The organism is Adlercreutzia muris (genome assembly GCF_041223505.1).
In the GTDB taxonomy this organism is placed as follows: Bacteria; Actinomycetota; Coriobacteriia; order Coriobacteriales; family Eggerthellaceae; genus Adlercreutzia; species Adlercreutzia muris.
In genome coordinates this window covers 164,461-188,121 of record NZ_JBCLQK010000004.1, presented here as the reverse complement: position 1 = coordinate 188,121, position 23,661 = coordinate 164,461, and the positions used below count along the sequence as shown (strand labels likewise).

Below are 23,661 nucleotides of genomic sequence, written 5' to 3'. Positions count from 1 at the left end.
GAGGTTGCGCTCGGTGTACTTGTAGATGACCTGGTCGTTGTAATCCTTCTGCTTGGCCCAGGCGGTGTTGTTTCGGTTCGGATCCACTGCGTCGGGCTCTTCCACCTCCACGGTGTCCGGGTCGGCATCGGTGGCCAAGCGGAAGCCCGAGGGCACCGGCACCTCATGGGAGAGCGTCTCGTCGTCGAGGATGGGACGGCCCGCCTCGTCGGTCTCGCACGCGCGAATGACCCAGCGCACCTGGCGCACCTGCTTGCCGGTGGCTGCCACGCCCTGGGTGAAGGTGATGTTCTGCTTGTCCGACACGCGCGCAGAGCCGACGAACTGCCAGGTGCCTGCGGCATCGTCGGCGGTGTTGAAGTCCGAGGCGTCGTCCTCGCCGAAGAAGTAGTCGCGGTCGGCGTCGGTGCCGGGCACGGCGAAGTTCTCGCGATCCTGGCGAACCGCGCCGTTCTGCTCCACGTAGCCGTTGTTGGGCTTCGTGACGTTGGTGGTGTTGTGACGCACGTACACGAGCACGAAGAGCTTCTCCTCGATGGCGCGGTTGGCCGCGGCCTCGGGCGTGTTCACTTGCTCCCGCACCGTATCCACCGGCAGCACCCAATCGATCTCGTCGGTGTAGACGATCTCGCCCTTGCTGTTGGTCACCACGTTGCCGGCGGCATCGGTCTGGGGCTTGGTCTGATGGTGGTTGTCGTCGTCCTTGAAGTAGGCGTACCAGGTCTTTCCGTCGATCACCTTGGTGGTCTTGCGGTCTACGCGCCAGGCGCCCACCTCGGCGCCGGCGGCGTTGAAGTAGTAGGTGCCCTGGCCCACGGCCCGCTCGGCGCCAGTCACGGGGTTTTTCAGCCTATGGTAATAGGTGCCGGGAATCTCCCATACGCCGGACTTCACCGAGGTGATGGTGGGGGCCACCTTGCCCGTGGGTATGGTGGCGCTGTTCAAGGGCGCATTCTCCGCCGACTGGGTGCCCAGGGCCCACAGGGGCACCTGCCAGTCCACAATGAAGCTGTTCACCGCGGCACCGGTGTTGATGGCCTGGGTCACGAACAGGTCGTTATCGCCCGATTGCGTGCAGTCCGTCGAGCTCGTGTCGTTGGTGGGCACGCGCACGGTGCCCGTGTCCACGCGCACCGAGGCCGAGGGCTTGCGAATGTCGAAGGTGCCGGCCCGCGAGCTCATGTGGCGCTCGGGGCGGCCACCGCTCTCGTACTTGCCGTCCTGGTCGTAGTCCACAGCGGGCACCACATCCTGGGTGTCCGGATCCACGTGCTCGGCGGCATCGTAGACCAGAGAGTCCTCGTCGTTGTACTGGAAGTACTCCGGAGATTGGTTGTTGAAGCCGGATACGCCGTACTGCTCCTGGGAGTTGGCGCCCACCGTGGGCTTGTAGTACAGCTCGCCCTTCTTGAAGGTAACGGTGCCGTCGGCATTGCGGCTGACGGGCACCGTCTCGGGGAAGCCCGTCTCGTTGTACTTGATGGCGCAGTTCTCCTTCACTGCCTGGAGGATCTTCGCGTCATCGGCCACGGGCACCGTCATGTCCTCGGCGAAGCGGTGCGACCAGCCCGTTTCCGTGGGCAGCCAGGTCACATCGCGGCTCTCCGTGGCGAAGTAAGCCGTGGAGGCCTCGGTGGACCAGGTGCGGATGGCATCGATCTGCTGGTAGTAGGGCAACGGCTCGCCGTCGGCGTCGGTCAGGTCGGCCAGGGCCTCCTCCTCGTCGCCGAGGTTGTCGATGCGGGTGCGCACCTTCACGGTTACGGAATCGCCGGCACCCACATAGCCATCGGCCCGCACCTGGGCCCAGAAGGCGGCCAGCAGGCTGTCGTGCTTCACGAACTCCTTGTCGGAAGCGTCGTCGGGAGGCGTCAGCTCGAAGACGATGGTCTCGCCGCCGTGACGGCGCACCTTCACATCATCGCTGTCAGGCATATCCTCCGGATCGTCCACATCGGGCTTGCCGAAATCGGCGTGCTTGCGGTCTGCGGCCCCCGCGGTGCCGTAGCCGTTCCTATCGTAGTCGGGCTGCACGCGCACGCGCACGGTCCAGCCGGCCTCCACCAGCTGTTTGGGGGTCAGCCGCTCGTACTTCACCGTCTGCTGTTCGCGCTTGGGATACAGCGCCTCGCCCGTGTCGGGATCGCGCACCTCGGTCTTGCCCACGAGGGCCGTGTCGGTGTGGCGATCGCGGTAGGTGCGCTCCACATAGAAGGAGAAGTCGTTTCCCTCGTAGTCGGTGAACAGGCGCTCGTACTGATCGGGCGTGCCCACGGCCTCGCCGAGGTTCTTCAGCTGCTCCTCCTGGTAGAAGGTCACCTGCTCGGGCAGGTACAGGGAGAACACGAGCTTGCCGTGGAGCAGCGCGCCTTCCTTGCCCTGGTTGCCCGAGGCGGCCTTGTCGCCGATCACGGCGTTCTTGAACGTGGCCGCCAGCCAGATCTCGTCATCGTACTCGAAGGCGCCCTTCTTCGCGTCCGGATCGGCGTCGGCCAGTTTCTGGCCCTCGGCCGCCCCGGTGCCGGTCACCGCATGACCGGGCACGGAGGTGGTGCCGTTGCCGTCGGAGGGCAGGTCGGCCGGGGTGTTCTCAATCTCGTAGGCCGAGCCCAGGGTGGGGGTCTTCAAGCGCAGCTTCGTGGCGGCGAACACGCCGCTATCGGTGTGCACTGCCGCGGTGCCCCCATCCCGCAAGGCGAAAGCCTCGGCCTTCTGGGCGTCGGAGTTCGTGGAGTCGACGGTGGGGCGCCCCTCGCCATCGACATAGTTGTTGTTCAGGTTCTTCGTGGTGGTCTCCGACAGACCGTACTGGGTGCGCCAGTTGAACTCGGAGATGTTCAGGCCGCGATTGTCGGCAGGACCCGTGAGCGGGGTGGCCGCCGTACCCACCCGGGCACCGCCGCCCTCAGTGTAGGTACCGAAATAGCCGTTCAGATGGTTGTACTGCACCTGGTCGTTGGTCTGGGTGCCGGAATTGTAGAAGTTGTACTTCAGGCGATCGACGAACTCCACATTGTTCCACCAATGGCTGCGGTGGTACCACGACCCGTTGGACTGGATGTAGCAGCCGTTGTGCTGATAGGTGTAGGAGCCGCTGAACACGTTGTCGTACTCCCACTGGAAACGGTAGGCGTCCCAGCCGTGGGCATCGCGGTACAGGGCGGTGCCCAGTTTGGAGTCGGTGCGCCACACGTTGTTGTTCCAGTTGCCGTTGTCGTCCCAACGGGTCGCATAGGCCGCCGACAGGGCATCGAGGCGCACATCGCGCTGGCGCGAGTCGCCGGCGCCGCGGTAACGGGCCGGAGCGCCCACGGTGTAGGGGTCGGCGCCGCAGCTCGGATGGGAGATATCGTTGTCGGTCAGAGCCGCATAGCCGGTCATGGCGCTCGTCACGTAGGTGCGGATGGATTCCGTGGCCCGGGCCGCCTCACGGTGGTCGGGCAGCTCCGGCCACTCCGGCTCGTTGGTCATGGCGATGGAGAACTTGAACGTGTCCATCTGATGGGAGCGGATGCGCTGCTCCTCATCGGGGTCGCCGTTCAGATCGTTGCCCTTGGGCAGGAAGCGCACGACGAAGCGATAGTTGTCGTTGTTGATGTCGGCAGCCGGGTACTCCTCCGGATCGGCCTCCACCTTCTCGTAGGTCACCGTGGCTCGGAAGTTCTCCTCGAGCCACGCTCGGGTCTCATTGCGGTTCACCTCGCCGACCGCGCCCCACTGGGCGTTGGTCGACTGGGCGATGTCCCAGTCCTCGTAGAGGAACTCCTGCACCCGGTCGGGCCACAGACCGTAGGGCTGGCGGGTGGTACGGTGTACCGGCGCGATGCCGTAGGGCAGCACCACGGTCACCACGGGCAGCACCAAGTCGCCCATCTGGCCGCCGATCTTGGAATAGGTGGCCCAGCGGTTCTCGTTAATAACGTAGCCGCGGTAGTTGTTGTCGGCATAGACGCGCGTGAAGGCGTCCCACCAGAAGCGGTTCTCCACATGCACGTTCACCTGGCGCGTGTCCGTCTCCGTCTCCATGTAGTAGTTGCCCGAGGTCACACCTACGCCATCGGTCACCGATCCGGCGTCATCGGTCGCGACCTCCAGCACGTCGGGCAGACTGATGGAGTTCCACACACGCACCACGGGCTTGCGCATCACGGCGCTCGTGCCCGTCTGGGCATAGAGTACCGGTCCGGTGGTGGTGGCGCCCTTGTAGGCCCTCTTCCAGAAGTCCAGGTTGGGGGCGGCGGTGCCCATGACGTCTACAATCTCGCCGGTGCTCGCCGCATCGGTGGTGCGCACGGTATTGTTCTGCACCGTCCAGCCGTTGACTGCCGGCATGTTGGGGGAACCGGCCAGCTGCATCTCGCCGTTGCGCAGGTGGTAGCGCTGGAGCGTGTACTTGTAGTCCATGCCGTAGGGCTGCATATGGCGCGTGCGATCGCGGGCCAGGCCCTCGTAATGGTCGATGTCGAAGATCTGATAGTAGGCGCTCGACCGGCTCGGCTCCTCGCCGTCGGCCGTGTCCTGGCCCTCCCGGTACAAGTTCACCGCCCGCTCGGCGCTCGTGGTGAAGGCAGATGCCTCGGGGGAAGACGCCTCAGTGCGCTCCCAGGGACGGGTGAGCACGCGGTCGTACCAGGCACCGCTCTCGTTGTTGCCGAAGACGTGGGAGGGGATGTTCACCTTGATCTGGTAACCGCCGCCACCGGCCAGGGCCGCCTTGATCTCCTCCGCCAGGGCGGCGTACTTGGCCGCCTGGCCCGCATGGACGTAGTCGGGGTCGGCCGCGTCGGTGGCGGTGCCGTCGATGGTGCGGCCGTACCACTTGGCCAGATCCTGCTTCACCGTGATCTTGAGCACCCAAGGCTGGGAGCTGTCGCGGTAGCCTACGGACTGGTTCGACGTGCCCGCCGCCGCATCCACGTCCTGGGCCGCCACGGCGGTATAGCTGCTCTTCTCGCTATGGGTGGTGGCATCCACCGTCGAGCGGATGGGATCCTGGTGGGAGGCGGGCGCATAGTAGGTCACGCCGTCGTCGGCCTTGGCCGTGGGGGTCTGGATCACCTCCACCTCCATGAGATCGGAAATGTCGATCCATTCCGACCCCACCTGCGGGTCCTGGGAGTAGTTGCCGGCCACTGTCGTGGTCTTCTTCAGCAGGTAGGCCTTGGGCTTTATCTGCCGAGCCAGCTTCTCCAGGTCGGTGGTGTCCACCTCGCTCTCGGAGGGAGCCACCCCCTCCTCGCCGGCACGGGCCATGGTGAAGAAGGCCGTGTCGTTCTCATCGGCGGTAAAGGCATCGGCGGGCATGGTGGGATCGGCCGTCGACACCTCGGCGCCCACACTCTCCTCCAGGGAGGTGAGGGAGGCGAGGAACGCCTCGTCGCCCTCGGGACCCGGCGCGGTGGCGTCGGGCTCGGCCAGAGCCGAGGAGAGCGCCGCCCAGGCAGAGGGCTTGCCCGTCACGCGTCCTTGGGGCGTGACGGTGGCAGGAGCCGACGCAGACGGCGTCGCGCCATCGCCGGCCGGCGCCTCGCTGGCGCCGGGGGCCTCTTCGGCCAGGGCGGCCAGGGGCGCCACGGCCTGGGACACTTCGCAGGCGGCCTCATCGGCCAGGGCCGCCAGAACGCCCAGGCCGAAGGAGGCCGCGGCGGGCTCGGCAGTCGCGCGCACATCGATGGCCTGGCGCACCGGGGCCGCCGTGCCGTTCACCACGAGGGCCGTGCTCCACAGATAGGGGGCGCCGGACCAGGACTGCTCATCGATGACCAGGGTATAGGCGCCCGCAGCCAGGGTTCCGAGGACCATCTCCTCGCTCACCCCGGCCGTCCGCTCGTCGACAGGGGTGCCGGCGGCATCGTTGATGGGGACGCGGTTACCCGCGCTGTCTTCCACATGGAAGGTGAAGGTGGCACCAGCCGGGAAGGAAGTCCCCGAGGGCGCCGCGCCGACCGTCACCGTCACCGGGCTGCCGTTAGCACCCCGCTCCAAGGTCGTGGCCACATCCACATGGGTGCCGCCCTCGGGCACGGTGAACTCCACCGGCTCGGCGGGCAGGGCGAAAGTGCCCCCGTCGGGCAGCAGCGGAGACTCGGTGAAGTACAGCCGGTAGGTGCCCGGCTCGAGGTTGCGCAGGAGCACCGGATGGTTCAGGCGTACAGTCTGGTTCTCGGCGATGGTGGACTCGCTCTCCACGGCCTCGTCGCCCTCGCCGGAGACGGCAACGCTCACCAGGCGGTACTTCGCCTCGGCATCGGCGCCGGCGCCCTCCGCGCCAATGAGGGCGCGAACCACGGAGGTGCCCGCCACCACGGAGGGCGCGTCGCCCAGCTCGCAGGGAAGCGGCACCTCGATGACGGCGCCATGGCCGTCGGCGACGATCTGCGCGGCATCCTTCGGTGCCCGGTACTCCCACGTGCCCTTCTTCTCCATGGGCACATTCGCACCGGAGCCGTCCTGCTCCACCACGGTGTAGGTGTAGGACACCACCGGCGCCTGCACGAGCGACACGGTGTAGGAGCCGCGGGGCAGCGGCGTGGGCAGCTGGGTCGTGCCATGGGGGGCCACGGCGATGCGATAGGGCTCCTCGTCCACCACGTCCTCGCCTTCGGCGGGCAGCACCGGCAGACCGGTGGTGCCGTCGATGACATCCCCGCTCTCATTGCGAATGATCACGAAGGTGGGGGCATCATCATCGGCGTAGGGGGCATCCACCGTCACCTGGACGGGGCTGGCGTCCCACACATGCTCCAGGGTATAGGGCTCAAGCTCCACCGCGTCCCCGAGGCCCACCACATAGAAGTGCTGCACCTCGGCAGGCAGGGTATAGCCCAGGCCGCCCTGACCCGCCTCGGGGGGCATCTGGGGCGAGGCGGTGAACTTCAGGCCGTAGTGGCCGCGGGGCAGCGTGGCGATGACCGCCGGCGCGTTGGCCACGATCTCCACCTCGGCCACCACCTCGCCGGTCTCCTCGTAGGTCACCACTTCCTCGGTCAGGGCCTCGCCGTCCTCTCCCACCACCGGTTTGCCGTCCTCGCCCACCACCGGACGAGTCTCGTGCTTCTCCTCCATGGCCACGATCTGGGCCTTGGCCGGGAAGTCGGGGCTGGCGCCCTCGGCGTCCACGGTCACGGAGACCGCGCTCTCCTTCTCGATACGATTCAGGGTCAGCTCGCCGCTCACCTGAGAGGGCACAGCGGCATCATAGTCGTCGATCTCGACGAAACGGCCGTCCTCAGTGCATGTCACGTACTTGCCGTTGGGATCCTTCACGTAGGTCTTGGTGCCGATGGTGACCACTTCGTCGTTCTCGCCCGGCACACCCTCCAGCTTCGTGAGGCGCACCGGCTGGCCGTCCTCGGCGTACACCTTGCGCTTCTCGCCCTTCAGGGCGCCGCTCACATCCACGGTGATGCCCGTGGGAATCTGCTCATTGTTCTCGCCGGTCGTGAAGGAGGGGTTCTTCTCGGCCATGGCATCGTGGGCCACGATATGGAAGCTCAGCGGCTTGAAGGCGGTCGTACGCTCCTCCACTTTGCCGTCGACGAGCACCCGATAGGTGTAGGAGCCCTCCTCGAAGGGCAGTCCCTCCGGAGTGGTCCCCACCGATTTCACGACGATCCAGTAGTCGCCCTGGGGCAGCTCCATGTCGTCGCCACCGAGGGTCATCTTCTTGTTGGGGGTCAGCTTGAAGTTCTCCACCACCACCGTTCCCGTGGCGCTCACCACGTCCACGATAATGGGATCCTCCAGGCCCTCGGCGTTCACCGTGAGGGATACCTGGCCGGAATAGGATACCTCGTCGGCATCCAAGTCCTCGCCCGGCCCGGGCACCACGGTGATGGAGCCGTCGAGCATTGGTTCCACGCCGCGGGGCATGATGTAGGTGAACTCCACGCCGTCCAGGTTGCGGTCGCCGTAGTTGTAGGCGGTCAGCTCGCTGATGAAGTCCTGGTTGTACTGAAGAGCCGTGGTGTACTGACCCCTCAGCACACCACGATGGGCCTGACGGTACTCGTCGGCGTAGTCGTAGTTGGCCGTCCTCCAGCCCGCGTAGGTGTCCTCGGTCTGGTAGAAGCGCTGGGTCTCGTAGTTGGATACGCCAGAGCCCTCGGTGGCCAGAGAGCCGGAGATGAAGCGGCTCGACGTGGCGAGCCACGCCTTCTGCATGTGCAGGCGCGTCTCCGACCACACGAGCGGCGTGGAGGAGTGCCAGCGCGTGCCCGTGGGAATCTCGATGGGCTCTCCGGTCTCCTCGTCGGTGCCGGGGGTGGTGTCCAGGGATGCAGAGCCGAAGGTGCGGGCCTTGGTCACATAGTGGTACCAGTCGCGCACATAGCGATCGGCATTGCGCAGGGCGCCGGCGCCGTTCTCCAGGTCGTTCTCGGCAATCTGCGCCTGGTACCCCGTATTGAAGTCATTGTGGCCGTAGTACCACCACAGGTAGTGCACATCGTTGGGCAGCTCGGAGGCGGCCTCGTCTTTAGTCGATTGGCGCGGCCGCGGCGTATAGCGTACCACCTGGCGATTGTTGGATACCTTCATGTCGGTATCCAGCAGGTAGCCCGCCTTGTAGCTGTCGGCGTTGCCGTTGGCCGTGCGCAGGTAGCCGTCCTCGTAGGGGGTCATGCCATTGGTGCCCCAGCCGTTCACATCCAAGCCGTTGTAATGACCGTAGGACAGGCCCTCGCCGGGAATATAGGTATAGGAGCCGTCGAACATCTCCCAGGTATCGGTGTTCTCGGGCTTGTCGCCGGAGAAGGCCGAGTCCAGCATCAGGTAGTCCATATCCATGAGCACGTCGTTGGTGACGACCTGCCAGGCGGCCTGGCTCTCGCCCACATGCTGCATATGGTAGCTCGCCCCGGGCGTGTTCAGATTATAGTTGCGATAGTAGCTGGCGCCGATGTTCCACGCCCCCGAGCCCGTGCCCCCGAGCGGGCTCACATGACCCGGCCAGTTGCTGCCGTAGTTCGGATGCCAGTCGGCGTAATAGTACTCGCCCACCCGCGGAAAGTAAGCCGGCTCGAGGCCCGCCGTGCCACCGCCAGTCAAATCCTGAGCGCCTGTGATGTTGTTGCGCTGGTACACCTGAGGCAGGTTGTCCACCGAGGCGTACACGTCGAAGTACAGCTCGATGACGTCGCCCACCTCCATGCGGGTAGAGCCGGCCTGCACGAGGTCGACGGGACGGTCGTAGGCCAGGCCATCGTCGATAATAGAGCCCGATTCCGCCCCCGCACCCGGCGCCGGCACGCTCGACATGGGGCGCGTCACCTCTGCCGCCCCGGCGGGCAGCGGCTCATCGGCAGCGATCCAGGCGATCTTGAACAGGGTAAACTCCGTGTCCCGGCTCACGCCGGCAGCCCGCGGGTCCATATCGGCGAAGTAGTCGCCATGGCCGCCGAAGACGTTGGAAAAGCCGTTGTCGTAGGTCATGGCCCCGCCATAGTCCGGCATCTCGTAGCTGTCCACGGGGACGACGATGAGCTTCATACCGTGGGTGCGGGCGTTGTAGACGTCCCTATCCTTCACAGTGACCGGATTGTTCGGATCGGTCATATCGGTGCGGTTCTCAAGCCACTTCACCTGGAGATGATCGGCCAGGTACTGGGCATCGAGGGTGCCATCGGCCTCGTTCTTCAGGTATTCCGTCGGAATGAGCTCGTAGAAGACGGGGTTGTACAGCTCTCCCTCCAGCTTGGTGATGCCGGCGTTGGTGCGCTTCGGCACGTTCTTGAGGGTGTTCTTGTACCAGAACCGCTCGCCCGCCACGTATCCGGTCTTCTGGGCCGCCTCGGGGTCGTAGGCGGCAGCGGCCTGGGCCTCGGTCTGGAACACCTGGGACTGGAAGCGCATGACCGGCGTGCGGCGCCACACGGTGGTGACCTTCTTCTTGGCCTCATCCTGCTTGGTGAGCAGGGTGTCGTGGGTCACCGGATCGTTGGCCGCGAGCACCGTCGCGCCCGAGGTGTTGCTGGCGTCCACATCCACGAAGTCGAGAACCGTGGCCTGGTTGTCGCTATGGGTGAAGCCCACATCCACCGAGCCGTAGGGCTTCCACAGGTTTTCCTGCTCGCCGCCGGCATGGCTCACCGCCGTGCTGTCCTGGCGCGTGTCCTGATAGCGGGCTACACCGAGCAGCGACACATCGTCGAGGGGGAAGGCCACCACGTCAGCGCCGGAGTTGTTGGCGCGGGCCACGGCGGGCACGTCGTAATAGGTCCAGCGCACACCGGTGACGTCGCGGAACAGGTTGCCGTTGGCAGTGTGGCCCTCGTCGGTGGCCTCCTGGCCGTAACGGTCGCCGCCCACATCATAGCGGGCCGCCAGCTCCTCATAGGTGACCCAGGCTCCCTCGCCGCTGGCCGCATTCGTGGCGAGCGGGGTGATGGAGGCTCGCTCATCGTAGGCCGCGGCCGGGGATGCGGCCGGGGTGTTCCAATCGGGCACGTAGTACTCGATGGCCACGGCGGGGCGGCCCGGGTCATCCAGGTCGGGGCCCGCCTGGCTGTCAGGCAGCAGCGCCTGGGCGCGATCGGCGGCCGAGGAGGTGTGACTCAAGCCGAGCACCTGGGCCGGCGTGGTCTGACTCCAAGCGGCCTGGGCGGTCACATCCTGGCCGAGAGAACTGTCGGAAGTGGGATAGCCCAGCTCGTCGATGGTCTCATCAGCCACATAGGTGGGCTTGCGCGTCAGCTCGAAGTAGCGCTTGCCGGCAGGATTGCCGTTGGCGTCGAAGCCCGCCGTGCCGTCGCCGTCGGCACCCTGAACGATGCCGGTGCCGTTCACAGATCGCATGAAGGACACGGTCACGGTCATCGTGGACTCGTGCCAGGTGGTGTTGCGAATGTTGGAGATGCGCAGGCGCATGCGGTTGCCGTCGGCATTGGCCGCCTCCCCGGAAGAGGATACCGGGTCGAGGGTCTGGGTGTCGGGGTTCCAATACTCCGGCGTGATGTCGATGCGATCGGTGCGATGGCGATGGAAGGCCACGCTCGAGTAGTTGCGGGCCGTCAGCTGCTCCTTGTCGCCGAAGGCCAAGTCCGTCGTGGAACCGTCTTCGGCCCCTGCCGCCGGCGCGCCGTGGGACCAGGAATAGCGCAGCAGCGAGGCATCGCGGGCGCCGGCCATGTCCGCCGATCCGCAGTTGTCCGTCGTCTGCCCGCCGGCGGCCACCGTGTGGGCGCCGGTGATGCGGCCGAGCTCGGCGGCATCAGAGCCGTAGGGCTGGCCGGCGCTGTTGCTGGAGCCGGTGCCGCTTTTGTTCGTCACCCTATACTGGGCATAGCCATGCAGCGGCGCGGCCGTGGCGTAGAAGTTGGCCTGGAGGTGCTGGCCGCGGTAGCTCGGATGATCCGAGCCATCGGATCCGTTGGCCTCGTCGTTGTAGGCCGGATCCTCTTCCAGCTCGTCGGTCACCTGGGTAATGACGCGCACCCAAACGCCCTGGCCCGGCTGAATCTGGCTCGTGGCGTTGCCGTTGTCCTTATCGGCTTCGTAGGCCTGACCCACCGAAAGGCGCAGCACGCGATTGCCGTCGTACTGCTCGGTGGCATTCGGCCCGTCACCGAAGGTGCGCGAGGCACCGTCCACCGTGGCCTTCGAGAGATCCGTTTGCTCATCGACAGCCACCGCGTCCGTGCCGTCGGCAGCCGACAGCTCGGCCGTCACTCCGTGGCCCGTGGTGTTGTTGTCGGCCCACCGCGCACCGGTCTTGGTCTTCTCCACTTCCCAGCCGACGATGCGCTGGCCACGGGGCACCTCGAAGCGGGCGTCCACATGCTCAAGAGGGAGGGCCTTCTGGCTGAAGGTGCCGCTGTGGCTTCCCTGCAGCGTGCCCCGATCGGTGCCGATGTCCCCCGAGCCGGCTCCCACGTAGAGGCGGTACTCCACGTAATCGCCGGCGTACAGATCGCCGTTGGGAATGCCGTTGCCGTTGCCGCCCCGGGTTGCGGCGGGGTCGTAGCTCACGGGCGAGGACACCGAGCGGTCGTCGAAGTCGTAGGCGAAGATGGACTGGGTCGTCCCGTTCATCTCCACCTTCTTGCCGCGCTGCATGTCGGTGACCAGCGAGCCCAGACGGTGGAACAGGTCGTAGCCCCGATCGTTGGCCTCGCGCTTGGTGAGGCTCTTCTTGTTCGGATCGCGAGTCACCACGTTCGACACCGTCAGGTGCTCATTCATGTGCATGCCGCCGAAGGCGTTGCCCTGCTTGTCGAAGGTGGGCGTGCTCCAATAGTTCCAATTGCCGGCGGCCAGATCGGTGCCCGTGGCCCGGGCGGTGCGGAAGTCCTCTACGGGACGGTCGGCGTACACGCCGTCATAGGCGAAGGCGAAGTTGTCGCTATTGGCCGCCCCCGGCACGGTGGCGTTGTCCGCGTCGTTGTCGTTGTAGTAGATCGCGCCGTCGCTGTGCTCGCGGTAGTTGGCCTTGCTCGCGTTGCGGTTGGCACCGAGCACCTGACCGGAATCGAGCATAGTCTCGGGGCGCTCGCGTGTGGCATTGGGCGATGAGAAGGTGAGCTGGACGCTGGTCACATAGGGCGCGGCGTAGGTGCGGTTCACTGTCTGGTCGGCCGCCCAGCCAGAGCCGGGCAGCGTATTGGTCTTCTGCACGGCGGTGTAGTAGCCTACGATGCCGTCACGCACGGCGTCCACCACCTGTTGCTGGGCGGCGGCCTCCGTCAGGCCCGCCGTGGCGAAGTCGTAGCCGGCCAGGTTCACGCCGTAGTCGGCCGCCAGGGCCGCAAACAGCTCTGCGGTGGTGATGGCGGGGTTGTCCGCCTTCAGCGCGCGCTTCGCCTCGGTCATGCGCAGGTACTTCTCCACATCGATGACGTAGCAACCGCCGTAGCGGCTCTCGCCGATGCGCGGATCGCCCGTGAACGTCTGAGCGGTGCCCGCGCCGGCCACGGTGCCCGACAAAAGCCCCAGGTTCACCAGGTCTGCCCAGCTGAGGGTCACGGGGGCCGAGGTGGTCTGGGTCGTGGTGTTGTAAACGGTGAACTGGAAGCCGTCGGCCTGGAACCAGTCGTCGTCACGGGCGGCGAAGCCGTCGTTGCCGGCCACGGTGACGGGCACGAACTGGGCCGGCACGTACACCTTCTGCAAACGGATGCCATCGGGATTCGGATCCCCATTGTTGTTCCCGGTGAACCACGGGGACCAGTGGCTGTTCAGCGTGACCGCGCTGATATGGGCCACGCGGTTCTCGTCGTCCTTCGCCTCGTCCTTGTCGATGTTGTTCCAGAAGCGAGCCTCGAAGGTGGCCACGTTCGGCGTCAAGTTGTCATCGCCGTAATCGGCCATGGAGGGATGGTCCGTGCCGTTGGCCTCCAGGGAGAGACGGGAATTGTAACCGAAGGGGATGAGGTAGCCGAGGAAGTAGGCCGTGTCCTCGTTGCGATGGGTCACGCTGGCGTTCGAGCTGCTCTTCCAGTTGCTCGCCCCGGGATGGGTGCCGTCGCTGTTCAGGGACAGACTCTGATTGAAGGGCGCGTTGTCACCCTTGGAGGTGCCCAGCTTGGCGAAGCTGTAGCCCCAGGCATAGGCGTAGTTGAGGGCGTCTTTCTTGTCGCCGCAGCTGTCATGGGCCGCGCCCTTGAACGCCGGATGCTTCTGCCCCTTATATATGTAGGGCCGGCCGAGCAGCTGGATGTCCACGGTGCCCTCGTTGGCATCCCGATCCACGTTATGGCCGGCGCCCTCGGCGGTGATGTCGCCGTTGCCGGAATAGGGACCCAGGTCGATCTCGTAGCTGGTCACGAACTCGTTGGTGGCCAGGGGCAGCGCCACCACATCGCCGGTCTTCTTCAGGTCCATGATGGCGCTATGGGAATCCTCGCCGGGGCGGGCGAACTCCAGATAGGCCACGTCTGCCTTGCCTCGAGTCAGGTGATCGATGCCGAGATCTCCCACGCGATCGTTCTTGCCGCCGGTAATGTCGTAGACGCCATCGCGGCGTACCTGGTAGGTATGGGCGCCGGCGGCGTCCTCCTCGTAGATCGTGAAGCCCTCGTCGTTCAACTCGTCGGAGGCCTTCCACTGGCGCGTAGTGAAGGTGATGGTGGCATCTTCGTAGTCGCGCAGGTGGTCGAGCACGCCGTTTTGGAAGTGCAGGCCCGTGGACAAGAACCCGTAGAAGGACAGGTCGTCGTCAGGCTGGCACCAGGGCAAACGATCGGTCAGCTTCACCTTATCCGTGAAGGAGGTGTAGTTCCAGCCCCAGTCGTTGGGGTAGTACTGGTCGTTGCCCCACGTGCTGGAGTAGCTGGCGTCGCCCGAGTAAATGCCCCGGTAAATCGTTTGGCGATAGAAGGCGATGGCGAAGTTCGTATCGCCGCCGAACAGGCCGTGCTCGGTCATATTGTAGGGGTTTGAATTCCACGCATCGGCCGTATCGCCCAACCGCGTGGCGTCCTTGCCGTTCCAATTGATGCCCTGCATCGTGTAGTTGCCGTCGTTGCGGGCCACCACGTTGGTGCGGCTGCGCAGGTGACGCATATAGGCCACGCCGTCGTAATGGTGCCAGTAGTTGCCAGTGCGATGGTAGTCCTGATAGGACCACGCGCTGCAGAAGCGGTTCTTATCGGCCTGCTGGTTCTTGTTCTCGCTGCCGCTGGTATTGGCCCGGGAGTCCTTGGTGTCGGAACGCACGATAGCCTGGTGGCCCGGACGGTCGTTGCCGGAATTCGTGCCGCCCACTTCCAGGGTCACGTCGGTGTACATGTTCATGCCACCCGTAGGGGTCTCGGCGTACATGCGGCCGTTCACTTCGAAGGACATCTGGTTCACGATGTCGGCATAGCTGTTGTTCACTTTGCCGAACCACTTGCCATAGTCGGGCTGGTTCAGGGTGGTGACATCGCTGTCGCTCTCGGTCCAGTCGCCGGTGACGTAGCGATTGTCGCCCGAGGCGTACTGGTTCTGGTTGATGCGGATGTCGTACTCGATGCGCGTCACCGTGAAGCGCGGGGCCCCGGGACGGGTGAGGTTCTGCAGGTAATAGTCGTCAACCGGATCGCGGTAGGAGTCGCTGCGATCGGCCCCCGTACCGAAGCTGGCCTCGGGCTCGCCGGCCCCATCGCGGGCCAGCAGATTGAGGCGGAAGTACTTCGCGCCGTCGTAGTCGCTCTGCACTGCGTCGGCAGCCGTGCCCGCCAGCTGCTGCTTGATCTCGTCGCCCGTCAGCGTCAGGGTCTTGCCGTCAGAGTAGGTGATCTTTAGGTTGTCCACGTACTCAGCGGCCTGACGGCGAATCTTCAGGTAATAGGCATCGAAGTACTGGGAGGGATCCTTCAGATCCTGCACCATATGCAAGACCATGCCGGAATTGTAGGTTTCCGCACCCACCCAGTAGAGGTTGCGGCCGTTGAAGTTATAGGAAGTCCAGGGCCCCTGCTCTGTATGGCAGGTGCGCTCCGGGCCGTACTCGTTGTACTGGGTGTTCACCTGGCGAAAGTCGGCCAGCAGCGACACCTGGGACTTATAGCCCACGTCCAGGGCGAAGTTGCGCTCGGCATCGGAGGCATAGGAGTCGTTGTGGGCGATATGGCAGCTGTCCCACGAGCCCCAGCTGTACTGGGAGAAGCGGTTGCCGTTGGTGGGGGCGCTCGCGACGCCGCCGGCGTTGGAGTCGTAGAGACCGGCGCGGTTCAGCGTGTCGAAGTACATCTTCGACATATAGATCCAGGAACGGTCGGTGCGGGTGACCGGCGTGTTCTTCATGCCGGGAATCATGGCATCGCCACGCAGCTTCAGAAGATAGTTCTCCGTCTTGGCGCTGAACAGGCGCTCCGTGTCGAAATTATGGTCGGCGAAGCCGTCGAACACGATGTTTTGGCCATCATCCCAGCTGACCGTCGCGGGGGCGGTGGTGTTGTTGGCACCAGGCGCGGCGTCCTCGGCCATATCCTGCCAAGAGACGAGCTTCACCTGGGTCAGGTTCTCAATACCGTGATTCCGCAGCATCTCCTCGGTGATGACCAGGTCGCCCTCGGCCGTGAACTCGTAGGTTTGGGTCGCATCCGTCGCGTCCTCGAAATGGTCGGGCAGGGCATCGGCGGCGGGAACGACCGCACGATCCAGGGCTCGGTAGACCCCGTCGGGGCGGATGGTCCACGACACGGCCGCGGCCGCGTCGGCCCCGGCCCCCTCTTTGCGGCCCGTGAACGTGATGGCGCCCACCGTGCCATGGCGGAAGGTGTCGAACAGCTCGTGGTTGACCGTCACCTTCGTGGTGTGGAAGCCGGTGTAGTCAGACACCGTGCCGCCATCCTTGTGCTTGTCGTTGGCGTCCAGCTGCAAGACCTTCTCATAGTTCATCTGCAGGTCGACGGTCACGTCCACGTCGTCGAGGGTGGAAGTCGCATGCTCGTTGGTCAGGTTCGCCCACATCTTGAAATCGCGGTCATAGGGCACGCCAGTGCGCGTGAAGGAACCATCGGAGCAGTTGGCCGCGTCGGCGAAGGTGTGGTGGTTCATGTACTTGTTGAAGGTGGCGCCGTACTGGCCGAAGGTGTGCACTGCCATGGCAGGGAAGTACACCTTCAGGAACGCATCGGCCTTGCCCTTCTCGCCGGGGTTGTCCAGCTTGGCCGTGACATCCACCTTGGCCTGGGCGTTCACCTTGGCGAACTGGCCGGCGCCGTCGCTGCTCACATTGTTGTACCAGGAGTTCGTCTGACCCCGCAGTTTCACGGCGAATTGCTTGTCGGCGCTCACGTAGGGGTCGATCTCGCTGTAACGGATCTCGATGCGCTCCAAGTAGAAATCGCGCTTCTCCGTTGCGGTCCCTCCGGCGGCCAGGGGCCGGTCGAAGAGGAAATGCAGGGCGGCGAAATCTGGATTGTCCGAGGTCACATCCACAGAGAAGCCCGTGGCCGCGCTATCGGCCGCTTTGGCCGCCTCCAACATCGCCAACAGCTCGTCGCGGTCGTAGCGCACCGAATAGCCCTGGTCGGCGAAGGTGCCGTCTGAAACCGTCTCGTAGGACGCGGAAGCGCCCGAGCCGGTCTCCACAACGCGGCGGAAGTAGAACGTGACGTTCTCCAGCGAGCTGTTGTCGGTGGCACCCACGGTGTTGTCCTTGCGCACCGTGGAACCGAAGTTGAAGAGCTCCTCGCCGAAGGTGACTTCCTTGGTCTTGAAGCCGCGCACGTCGTTCACGGGATCTTTCAGGAAGCCGCTCAGATCCTGATCGGTGCGAATAGTCACCACGGCATCGTCGGCGCGATTCAGGCTGTTGTTGCGCACCGTGAAGTTGTAGCCGGTGCCATCGGCGAAGTTCGCCACTTCCACGTTCTTGCCCTCAGCGGCCGCGCCCGGATTCGGGCGCACGCCGGCGGGCTTCACGGCAGACCAATCCAGGGTGGCGGCAAAGGTGCCGAACTGCATCTTGGCCGTGGCCCGCAGCTTGTTCACATTGCCCTCGAGGCGCACCGCGTCGGGCAGCATCATGTCGGGCCCGTAGGCCGACTTGGTGGCGAAGGCGCGCACCTCGGTGGCCACAGCGGCGTTGTCGTGGCTGTCGGCCCGGCCGAAGACGTACATCACCGGAGCCGTGTTGGCCGCCGGGGGCACAATGGCCCCCGAATCCGAGGTAACGGCGGACCTGTTGATCTTCGCGAAGCGCACGCGCAGCATCTTCACGGGCGCCTTCTCCGTGGCCCCGTCGGAAACCGTCCCGCTCACCAGGCCGTCGGTAACGATGTCGCCCGCCGAGCCGTTGGCGGCCACATTCAGCGTGAGCATGCCCGTGGCGCTGTCCATGGTCAGGGTCGCGCCGTCGCCGAGAGTCACCGTGCCGCCGGCTGCGCCCAGGGTATCCAGGGCCGCGGCTATGTCGTAAGAGGCGTTCGGGCGCAGCCCCTCCTCGGTATGGAGGATGGTGGCCGTGGGATTCAGCACGTCCAGCACATCCACCGAGGAGATCTCGCCGTAGCGGTAGTGCCAGCAGGTCTTCGTGATGGGATCTCCGGTCGTCTCATCGTAGGTGGGGTTGCCATCGGCATCCAACACGGGCACCACCCCATAGGCGAAGCCGGGCACCACAAGGGACCGGGCCAAAAAGCCCCGCCATACCGACGGCGCGCCGGCCTCATCGGAAAGGGCCTCTTGCTTTGTGCCGTTGATCACCATATCCACGTCGAAGCTGCTGATGTCATAGGGAGAATTGTTCGACAGATCATAGCGGAAGTACGCGATCTCATCGGCCTTGTCGCCCCAGCGATAGGGTACGGCGGCGTTGCTCTTGCGCGCCCCCGTGTTGTCCACATAGCCGTAGGAAGCGGCCACGGCGGGCTTGATGGGCACGAACATGGAATTCAACGTAGCCTGGCCGCTCACTGACTTGTTGCCGTCCGGATTCTCATAGTCGGTGCCGAAGCGGGCAGCCACCGTCAGCTCGCCGACGCTCTCGGGGGTGCCGATGATCTCCACCATGGCCTGGGCGGCATCCACGGTCTTGTTCTTCGTGAACTGCTCCAGCTCGATATCGACGTTCAAAAGGTACCCGATGTTGAAGTTTGTGCAGGTGAGCACATAGTTGCCCGTACGCTCCATGACGCCAGTCGTTGGGTTCTTCTTCGTTTCGGGCTTGAAGTAGTCCAGCAGCTTGCTCCCCGGAATCTCCAGCGTGCGCTTGGTCACGTCGCTGGCAGCCGTGGTGGCATAATAGGTGAGGGTGACCTTCTCCACCTTGGCCCCGGCATCGTCGGCATAGGTGTTCGTATCGGGGTCGTAGGTGCCCATATAGGCAGGGCCCAGCTTCACCGCGCTGGCTACGAACTGCGACTTCTTCGACGAGGTGGGGTCGAGCACCATATTGCCCGTGGCGGGATCCTTGATGTACTTGAAGCCATCGGGGATAGGGCCGATGTTGATGAGGGCCGGGGCCATGCGCGAAGCGGAGGTGTTGCCGAAGCGGAAGCGCCATCCGGCGTTGGGCTCGTTCACCAATGCGTTGCGCTTGTCGGCCTCCTTCTCCATGGCCGAGTCGGTCGCGCCAGACCCGTCGTACATGGAGAAGACCTTTGCCGTGATCAGCGGATTGGTCTGCACCTGGCGGAACGTGGCCTTGGCCGCCTGGGTCGTCTTCTTCGGCTGGGAGAAGGAACCGTAATCGGGGCCCACGCCGCTCGGAGTCCACAAGCGCTCGCCGTAGGTGAGGTCGGCCTTGTTGTCATAGTAGCCGTTCGCGCCGTCGGATGTGGCCTCCATCATAACGCCGTGCACGTCCACCGAGCTGGCAATGCGCATGGTAGACTCGCCCGCTGCCGGCTGGGGCAAGGTATGTTTGAACAGCACACGGAACAGGCCGGTGAACTTGCGGGTCGGCGCAGCGCCGGCTTCGTAGCGCCGGCCCGGCACCGCCGCGATACCCTGGGCCTCGAGCATTTCGGCAATGCCCTGGCTGGCGCGCTCGTCGTCGCCGAGGCGGTAGAGCACGTACTTCCCGTCAGGACCGGTTCCCTCTTCCACTTTCTGGGGCAGCGTCAGCGAGACCCACTGGGGGTTCTTGCCGCTCATATCCGTGGTCTGGAACTGCACCACATTGGTCTTCTGCTGGGCGCTGCCACCCTCGGTCACGTTGGCCTGGGTGCCATCGGTCGTATCGTACCAGTCCGACAGCTGGGGGTTGCGCGTCTCGGTCACGACGGGCTCGCCGGGCTCGCCGTCTTCCCCGGGCTCACCGGGGGTCTCGGTGCGCACGACCTCGGATTCATCGCTCTCGTCCACGCGAATGGTAATGCCCGCCAGCTGAAAACCGCTCGGGAGCTGGTCGGACAGCTCCACGCCATAGGACGTATCGGGGTTTTGGCCGAACAGCGGCGTATTACCCTTGTTCTGCATATTGCCGATGCGGTAGGTGACCATCTCGCCAAGGGGCGCGCTTTGGGCGCTCTCCCAGTTATCGGCATTCTCCGGGTTCTGGGCCAGCTTGGTCAGCGATGGGCCCCGCGTCGGCGTGGCGAACGCCGAATCCACGCGCAGGTTCTTCATCCACTGGTAGTCGTTGGAGTTGCCGTCCTCATCGTAGCCTCGGTTGCCGAAGTTCACCGTCGCATAGGCATCCAGATAGGCCTTCTCCACTCCGCCGGATATGCTGCCGTAGTTCGTCGTGTAGGGCATGGCCACGAGCAGCGTGTGCACATCGGACTCGTCCTCGGGCCGGGGCGCCCCCTCGAGGGTCTTGTCGGCCTCGGGCGTATGGGAGATGAGGTGCTTGCCATAGGGCATGTCATCCTCGTGGATATCGACAGTGATCTGGCCTTCCTTGCCACCAGTACCATAGGGCAGCTCTTCGAGACCCAGCTCGTCCACGTTGGAGAACTCCGTCAGATCGATGGAGGCGATCTCCTCATCGGTCAGGGTGGACACGTCGTAGATGAGGGCGCCGCCCTGGCCGGGCATGCCGATGTAGCTCGCGCCCTTCTCGGTGGCGCTGAAGCTCTCGTTGGGCACGTAGGCGCCGCTGGCGTCGCGCTTCCAGGTGAGCAGGTCCTGGAGACGGATGCCCGAGGTGGCCGCCGAACCTGCCTTGAAGAACAGCACGTAGTTCAAGAAGTCGATCTCGGACTCGCGGGTATCGGAGGTGTTCTCCACCTGCACCTTGTAGACGGCGTAGTTGTACTTGTTCCACAGCACCGGCGTGTTCAAGCTCTCGTTGTGCAGAGCCCAGCGCAGGTTGGTCTGGATGAAGGTGGCCACGAGCACGTTGGCGGCACCGGGGGCGCGACCCGTGCCCGGCGCCACCTCCGTGGGCCACGAGGCGCTCTTCTCAGTGCCGTCGGCGTTGGTGTAGTTGTTGTAGGAATAGCCGAGCTTCGCCGTGGCGCCGGTGTTGTCGGGCACCGAGCCCTCGAACTTGATCTCGCCGGTCAGCGTTTGGGCGCCGCTGTGCAGCTGATACTGCTTGTCGTTGCTGGTGGACTTGTAGCGCAGGTACCAGCGCCCCGACAGGCCCTGCTTGATCAGGCCGTTCTCGGGATCGGTCATTTCCTGGGACGTGTACCAGTTCACGCCGTCCTGGGAGAAGTCGTAGCGGTTCACCGCGTCGGAGTCAGGCTTGTAGGACAGGCGCTGGAACTGGTTCGGGTACTTCGGGTTCGCAATCTGCTGGCCCTTCTCCCACTCGGCGCGGTCCACAGTCTCCTTGGGACCTTTGGCATCGAAGTACAGATAGGGAATGTCCAGGGTGAATATGACCGCGGCCGCGCGACGATCGGCCATATCGTAGCCGTCGGAGCGGCCAAGATAGCCGTCTTTGTACGTGGGGTTCGGCTGCAAGGTCATATAGATGGTGTCGCCCGTCTTGATCATGACGGTGTTGGTCTGGCCGGGCACGGCGGTGCCGTTGCCGATGTGCAGGTTCGGATCCAGGTACGTCGTGGGCAGACGCTCCACGGTCTCGCTGGCGAAGGGGCGGATGCCCGGCGATTCCAGCATGGTGCGCGTCAGATAGGTGGAGCCGGTGAAGGCCGAGAGCAGCTGGCGCGGAGCCAGATCCGGGCGCTCCCGATAGTTCTCGGGAGCATCGCCGTCGTCGGGATCCTTCGCGATCACCGGGGCTTCGGGCTCGGGGGCCGGCGCGGATGAGGGGTCATCGGCCTCGGCGTCCTCATCGGGCTCGGGCACCACCAGCTCGGGGGCCGTGGGCACAATGGCGCCACTGGTCTGGTTGGCCGCCTCAGACTGCTCATCGGTGAGGAAGCCGTCGCCCATGGCCGTGGCGGCAAAGGGCGTCTCGGTGGTGAGGCACTGGGAATACACCCCATCGACCCCGTCGCCGACCGCCGCCACCTGCGCGTCGAACACCGCCGTGACCGGGAAGGACTCCCGCGCCCCCTCGGCAAAGGTTACCGAGGCCTCGTGGAAGGGGGCAGCCACGTACAGCGTGCGGCTCTCGCCGGGGGCGATCGCGCCGTCCTCGCCGGTGCGGGACAGCTGCACACGACCGTCCTCGGTAACGGCGTAGGGCACCGGGGCCAAGCCCAGGGCCTCCAAGGACGAGGCCTTCATGGGGTTGAGGCTCGCCAGCTCTTCTTCGGACAGGCCGGTCACATCCAGCACGATGAGGCCGTCTTCGCCGGGCACGCCCACGAAACGCTCCGCCTCGCGCACCTCATCGGCCGTGTTCACGACGCCGTTTATCCGGTTCGCCACGGCATTGCCCTCGTCATCGACCCGGTAGGCCATAAGGGTCTCAAGGCCCAAACCGCCGCGGCCGGCGCTGTCGGAGGGGTAGAACGCCCCCAGGGCGCAGGCCCGCACCGCGGGCGCATCCTCGGGCACCTCGTAGCGCACGAGATGGGCCAGATACCCGGCACCGGAGACGTCGCTGGTGCGGGGCATCTCGGCCCGCACCACTTCTGCGCTCAGGTTCGCTGCGATGCTGCTGCGCTCGTTGGTGAGGGTATAGGACCCCGCCGCCCCGCGCTTCACATCGTCGTACTGGGGCTCGGGCTGGGCGCCCTCGGCGTCTTCAGCGTCATCGGGCGCAGTGGAGAAGGAATGGAGTTCGTATCCATAGTATATGGATACGGGAGTGCCTTCGGGCACTCCGCCGACGAGACCGAACTCAAGGGAGGGCAGCTCCGTCGCCGCATCCAGCTTGCCGTCGTTGCCGTCGTAGCGCAGCACGAGCTTGCCCGACACGCCCGCAGCCAGCTCCTCGTCGGTCACGGCGCGGTACATCCCGTAGTGCTCCTGCCACAGCGACCATCCCTCAGGCAGGGCCTCGGCGAACACGGCCGCCCGCATGGCGCCCGCAGCGGCCTCGGCATCGAGGGCGGCCTCGGCCGCCGCGGCCCGCGCCTCGTCCAGCGTGGAGGGAGCATCCTCGGCCCCAGCCGTCACACGATCGGCCTGATCGGCCAGGGCATGGCGCAAGCGCCATTCCTCCTCGGCATAGGTCGTGGCCACGGCTCCCGCATCATCGGTATACAGATAGGGAGCTTCCAGGGTGAAGACGAAACGGTCGCCGGGCTTAGAACCAGCCAGGTAGCCACCTTCCAAGCTCTTGCCCAGATCGCCCAGCTCAAAGGCGGCCTGTACGCGACGGCCCTTCACATAGAAGCCCGCCTCGGCGCTGAAGGGCGCCCCGGAGGCCACGAGATTCGGGCGCAGCCGCGCCGCGATGGCCGCCTCCTCGGCAGCCTGCTGGGCCTCCTCGGAGTCGCCCCACTCGGTGGCCACGGTCACCTGGGGAAGCACCTCGGTCGGCTCCACCAGCCCTTCGGGAAGCAGGGCTTCCAAGGCATCGGGATCGAGATCTTGGGACTGAACGCTGGAGGCCCAGGCCAAAGCCGCCTGGCGGCCCGCCTCTTCCGCATCATCTGCCCCGCCGTCATCGGTCGCGGGCACCTCGTCGCCGGGCAGCTCGTCGGCATAGGAAACGAGCGCCGTCGCATCGAACATGGTGAAGGCCAGCAACAGCGAGAGCAGCACCGAGAGCACCCGCACCCAGGTCTTGGTGGTGAAAAGGTTCACGGGCGGATGCCCCTCGGCCAGGCGCACTGCTGCCGCCGCGTTGGCAGGCACCCGCGTGCGCCAATGGGCCCCGCTATCGACCGCGGCGGGGCGGCCTGTGTTCTGCCGCGCATCCACTTGCACGCAACCATCTGTCTTCTCAGAATTATGATGATTTTGCTTATATTCGCTCAT

Annotated in this window: 1 protein-coding gene (only partly in view); it reads right to left on the bottom strand. The window is 65.2% G+C overall.

Annotated elements, in window-relative coordinates; genetic code table 11:
* On the bottom strand, positions 1 to 23,661 hold the 5' portion of the coding sequence (locus AAK988_RS05640; RefSeq protein ID WP_369880484.1) for a hypothetical protein. 14,136 nt of this gene lie to the left of the window's left edge; 23,661 of the gene's 37,797 nt are visible here — the first part of the coding sequence; it begins with the start codon at positions 23,659 to 23,661; its stop codon lies off the left edge, out of view.